This is a genomic window from Arthrobacter sp. SPT-J7, assembly GCF_059089965.1.
Genome location: NZ_JBNHFF010000218.1, coordinates 1 through 5,285 on the forward strand (window position 1 = coordinate 1; position 5,285 = coordinate 5,285).

Consider the following 5,285-nt stretch of genomic DNA (forward strand, 5'->3'; position numbering starts at 1 on the left):
GCAGGATAAGCAGGAGGTCCAGGGCCTTCGCGACCACCGGGTCCACCTCGTACTGCTCGGCCGGAAGGCCGAAGCTGAGCCGGAGGAAGTTCTCCACGAGGTTGTGCGAGTTGTCCGGGTACAGCATGGGCTGGCCGATGGACTTCTTGTGGGCGTAAGCCGCGATGACCGGGAGCTTGGCCATCAGGCGGATGGTGGAAACTTCCACCTGCTCGGCGTTGAAGGGATCCAGCGAGTCCTGGTAGAACGTGGACAGCGCGGAAACAGCCGAGGACAGGACGGGCATGGGGTGCGCATCGCGGGGGAATCCGCCGAAGAAGCCCTTGAGCTCTTCGTGCAGCAGCGTGTGCCGGCGGATCTTCTGGTCGAATTCGTCCAGTTCGGTGGGCGTGGGCAGGTTGCCGTAGATCAGCAGGTAGGACACCTCAAGGAAGCTGGAGTGCTGTGCCAGCTGCTCGATGGGATATCCACGGTAACGCAGGATGCCCGCATCGCCGTCGATGTAGGTGATAGCCGAAGTTGTGGCTGCTGTGTTCATGAAGCCGGGGTCAAAGGTGACTGCGCCCGTCTGCTTCAGCAGTTTGGAAACGTCGTAGCCCTCGTTTCCTTCAACAACCTGGATGCGCGGCAGCTTAAGCTCGCCTCCTGCGTGGTGCAGGGTCGCAGCATTGTTGGTCTCAGTCATGGAGTCCCCTTCATGAGGCGTCTGGGCCTCTGTCGAAAGCTTGATCCAACATCAGGTGAGCCGCGCACGAAGCCTGAGAACACAGGTTCCAACACCCGGGCTGCCTTCTTGTAGAAAGCCACCATTGATAGTCACTTAAAAAGCTACCGCTCCTTGGCGGGTGCCACTAATCCGGGACGTTCCAAAAAGGCCTAAACCTGGCCCAATGTGGCGCGAGTCACAGCATTGTTACGATGTGGTGACCAGTCGGGCGACGGCGGCGTCGATCCGTTCATCGGTTCCGGTGAGGGCAACCCGGACGTAACCGTTGCCGGCCTCGCCGTAGAAGACGCCCGGGCCCACCACGATGCCGCGCTCCGCTAGCCGCGCCACTGTGTCCCAGGTGCTCTCCCCCGCCGTGGACCAGAGGTACAGTCCCGCGTCGGATTCCTTGATCTCCAGCCCAAAGCCCAGCAGCGCCGGAACCAGCCGTTCGCGGCGTCCCCGGTACAGGTCCTTTTGGGCCTCCACATGCGCGTCGTCGCCCAGCGCCACCCGCATGGCCTCCTGCACCGGATAGGGCACGATCATGCCCGCGTGCTTGCGGCTGTTCACCAGGTTGGGCATCAGGTCCGGGTCGCCGGCCACAAATGCTGCCCGGTAGCCGGCCACGTTGGATTGCTTGCTCAGCGAGTACACAGCAAGCAGGCCCTGGTGGGATCCGCCGGCAACCCGGGGATCCAGGATGCTCGGAACTGCCTGGCCGCCGCGTTGGACGTCCCAGTCGCCCCAGCCAAGTTCTGCGTAGCACTCATCCGAGGCCACCACGGCGCCCAGGTCCCGGGCCTGGGCCACCAGCGCTTTCAAGGAGTCGACTCCGCGGACGCTGCCGGTCGGGTTGCCCGGCGAATTGACCCAGATCAGCCGGACCCGGGAGCGGGTGGCGTCGTCGAGTTCGTCCAGATTGTCTGTTGCAACGGAGGTCACGCCGGCGATCGTGGCGCCGATATCGTACGTGGGGTAGGCAACCTTGGGGCGCACGACGACGTCGCCTGGCTTCAGCCCCAGCAGCAGCGGCAGCCACGCCACGAGTTCCTTGGAGCCCACCGTCGGCATGATGTTGCGGGGATCAAGACCGGCCACGCCGCGGCGGCGTTCAAACCATCCTGCGATGGCTTCCCGGAGCGCCGGCGTGCCGTGGACGGTGGGGTACCCGGGGGCATCCGCTGCGGCCTTCAAGGCGTCCTGGATCAGGGCGGGAGTGGGATCCACCGGGGTGCCGATGGACAGGTTGACCGCACCGCCGGGATGCCCGGAAGCCTTCGCAAGATACGGCGCCATGGCCTCCCACGGGTAGTCGGGCAGGTCAAGGCCGAACGTCTTCACTGCTGCGGTCACCGGTCCTGCCTGCGTTAGTGGTCTTGGTTCTGCGGCGGCAGCGCGGCGATCATGGGGTGGTCCTTGCCGGTGTTGCCGATTTTGGCGGCTCCGCCCGGTGAACCGAGGTCGTCAAAGAACTCCACATTGGCCTTGTAGTAGTCGGCCCATTCATCCGGGGTGTCATCCTCGTAGTAGATGGCCTCAACGGGGCAGACGGGTTCGCAGGCTCCGCAGTCCACGCATTCGTCCGGATGGATGTACAGCGAACGCTCACCTTCGTAGATGCAGTCGACGGGGCACTCCTCAATACATGCCTTGTCCTTGACATCTACACACGGCTGCGCGATTACGTACGTCACGTCCCTGGCCTCTCCACGTTGGTTCCGGCGACCCGCCGGTTCTTGCATCCGGCAACTCTGGCCGGACCCTGACATCTGAGCCTATTATCTCCCGGCCCGTTCCCGCGAACCTAGCCGGTGGCCTTGTGTGAAGCCATTTAGTATGAAGTGGTGAACCTGCCTGCCCCCACACCCGCCGGATTCCTTGCCGCCGCCGCGCCCGGTACCCGTGTGGTGGTGCGCTACCGCATCGAGGGCGGCTTCACGGATGCGTTGGGGCACGTGGTGATGTGCGACGCCGGTTCCGTCACCGTCCGCACCCGGCAGGCCGACGTCGTCATCCCCCTGGACGGGGTTGTCGCGGCCAAGGAAGTCCCGCCGGCGCCCGAGCCGCGGCGCCGGACCGCGCCATAAGGGCGTCTCATTGCGCAGGGACTGCCCCTGCGCTTGGAACCCGTGACGGCGGAGCCCGGTGCTCCCGGCGCATCAACGGCGGGCGTGGGCGAACGGGCCGGAGAGGGCCCACGCAACGGCGGCAAAGAAAAAGCCGGAACGACGGCGGGCAATCGCGCCCGCCGTCGTCCCGGCAGTTTCATTGGCCCTGAGGCCGTTGTTGCTAGACCTTTGCGCGGGCGCGGTTGGCCTTGGCGCGCTCGTTGGTGTCCAAAATCACCTTGCGGATGCGGATGGACTCCGGGGTGACCTCGACGCACTCGTCCTCGCGGGCGAATTCGAGGCACTCTTCGAGGGTGAGGTCGCGCGGCGGCGTCAGGTTCTCGAAGGTGTCGGAGGAAGCCGCACGCATGTTGGTGAGTTTCTTTTCCTTGGTGATGTTGACGTCCATGTCGTCGGCGCGGGAGTTCTCGCCGACGATCATGCCCTCGTAAACCTCGGAGGTGGGCTTCACGAAGAAGGAACCCCGCTCCTGGAGGTTGATCATGGCGAACGGCGTTACAACACCGGCACGGTCGGCCACCATGGAACCGTTGGTGCGGTACTCGATGGGGCCGGCCCAGGGCTCGTAACCCTCGGAGATGGAGGCTGCGATGCCGGCACCGCGGGTATCCGTGAGGAACTTGGTGCGGAAGCCGATCAGGCCACGGGCGGGAACGATGAATTCCATCCGGCACCAGCCGGTGCCGTGGTTGGCCATGTTGGTCATGCGGCCCTTGCGGGCTGCCATGAGCTGGGTGACGGCGCCGAGGTACTCTTCGGGCACGTCGATGGTCATGTGCTCCATGGGCTCGTGGATCTTGCCGTCGATGGTCTTGGTGACAACCTGCGGCTTGCCCACGGTCAGCTCGAAGCCTTCGCGGCGCATCTGCTCAACGAGGATGGCCAGAGCCAGCTCGCCGCGGCCCTGCACTTCCCAGGCGTCGGGACGCTCGGTGGGGAGAACCTTGATGGAGACGTTACCGATCAGTTCTTTGTCCAGGCGGTCCTTCACCTGGCGGGCCGTGACCTTGGCACCCTTGACCTTGCCGGCCAGCGGCGAGGTGTTGATACCGATGGTCATGGAGATCGCGGGATCGTCCACGGTGATCAGCGGCAGCGGCTGCGGGTTCTCGGCATCGGTCAGGGTCTCACCGATGGTGATGTCCTCAATACCGGCCACGGCGACGATCTCACCGGGACCGGCGGACTCGGCCGGGACGCGGTCCAGGGCCTTGGTTGCCAGCAGTTCGGTGATCTTGACGTTCTTGAGCTCACCGTTGGCGCGGGCCCAGGCAACGGTCTGGCCCTTGCGCAGGGTGCCGTTGTAGATGCGCAGCAGTGCCAGGCGGCCCAGGAACGGCGAGGCGTCCAGGTTGGTGACGTGCGCCTGCAGCACGCCTTCCGGGTTGTAGGTGGGAGCCGGGATGTGCTCAATGATGGTCTTGAACAGCGGCTCAAGGTCCTCGTTTTCCGGGGCGCTGCCGTCGGCGGGCTGCTCCAGGGACGCGCGGCCGACCTTGGCCGCAGCATAGACAACGGGAACTTCGAGGATCTTGTCCAGGTCAAGGTCCGGAACTTCGTCGGCCAGGTCAGAAGCCAGGCCCAGGAGGAGGTCCATGGACTCGTGAACGACTTCCTCAATGCGAGCATCGGGACGGTCGGTCTTGTTCACCAGCAGGATGACGGGCAGGTGGGCGGCCAGGGCCTTGCGGAGGACGAAGCGGGTCTGCGGCAGCGGACCTTCGGAAGCGTCAACGAGGAGGACAACGCCGTCAACCATGGACAGGCCGCGCTCCACCTCACCACCGAAGTCGGCGTGGCCGGGGGTGTCGATGACGTTGATGGTGATGGTCTGGCCGTTGGAGGACGGACCGTTGTAGGCCACTGTGGTGTTCTTGGCCAGGATGGTGATGCCCTTTTCGCGCTCGAGGTCACCGGAGTCCATCACGCGGTCTTCGAGGTGGTTGTGCTCGGCAAAGGAGTTGGTCTGCTTGAGCATGGCATCGACCAGGGTGGTCTTGCCGTGGTCAACGTGGGCCACAATCGCGACGTTGCGGAGGTCACTGCGTGATGCAGTGGCTACCGCGGTGTTGGTGGTGGTTTCAGACATGCGTAATGGCTCGATTCAGTGGTGAAAGTCAGCTGTTGTATCGCGACATTTCCAACTGGAACGCACGACGGATCAGGCCCTTAGCACAGGGCTCCTTCCCCAAGTCTAGCCGCTGTGCCATTTATTGGCCTAAATTTTTCCGCCCCACCCCCGCCAGGCGCCCCTCAACGGCCACGCCGCGGGCAGAATAAGTGAGGAAAATCACTGGCCATTCCCGCCGCCATGCCACATGATTGCTCTGACACTTCAAGCAAGCCCGAAAGACACCTGATGCGAAAAGCCTTGGCCCGGATGCACTTTGGTGCATCCGGGGCCGCCGCAATTATCGCGGTGTCCAGTGTTATTGCCTTGTCTGCCT

General features: G+C 64.2%; 5 protein-coding genes. 1 reads left to right on the forward strand and 4 read right to left on the reverse strand.

Translation table 11 applies throughout. The features are described from left to right. The 3 genes from AC5RWX_RS29720 to fdxA all read right to left on the reverse strand — a co-directional run. The coding region (locus AC5RWX_RS29720; protein WP_494099814.1) for a citrate/2-methylcitrate synthase at window positions 1-685 on the reverse strand (685 nt) is incomplete at its 3' end. Between the two features lie 228 nt (window positions 686-913). Beyond that, window positions 914-2,062 carry a succinyldiaminopimelate transaminase gene (gene dapC / locus AC5RWX_RS29725; protein ID WP_494099815.1) on the reverse strand — a complete coding sequence of 383 codons (1,149 nt, stop codon included), beginning with the start codon at window positions 2,060-2,062 and terminating at the stop codon, window positions 914-916. 14 nt (window positions 2,063-2,076) lie between these two features. Next, window positions 2,077-2,403 carry a ferredoxin gene (gene fdxA / locus AC5RWX_RS29730; RefSeq protein WP_009356972.1) on the reverse strand — a complete coding sequence of 109 codons (327 nt, stop codon included), beginning with the start codon at window positions 2,401-2,403 and terminating at the stop codon, window positions 2,077-2,079. A gap of 150 nt (window positions 2,404-2,553) precedes the next feature. Here fdxA and AC5RWX_RS29735 point away from each other — a divergent pair, with 150 nt between their 5' ends. Continuing rightward, window positions 2,554-2,796 carry a putative acetyltransferase gene (locus AC5RWX_RS29735; protein ID WP_494099816.1) on the forward strand — a complete coding sequence of 81 codons (243 nt, stop codon included), beginning with the start codon at window positions 2,554-2,556 and terminating at the stop codon, window positions 2,794-2,796. Window positions 2,797-2,998: 202 nt separating this feature from the next. Here the strand turns inward: AC5RWX_RS29735 and typA are convergent, their stop codons facing one another. Beyond that, the gene (gene typA, locus AC5RWX_RS29740; RefSeq protein ID WP_494099817.1) at window positions 2,999-4,927 is read right to left on the reverse strand and encodes a translational GTPase TypA; all 1,929 of its coding nucleotides are present in this window, start codon (window positions 4,925-4,927) and stop codon (window positions 2,999-3,001) included. Window positions 4,928-5,285: the final 358 nt, after the last annotated feature.

What these genes read in the sequence shown, in the direction of transcription:
- typA (WP_494099817.1), bottom strand. Translation starts at nt 4,927, where the DNA reads ATGTCTGAAACCACCACCAACACCGCGGTAGCCACTGCATCACGCAGT.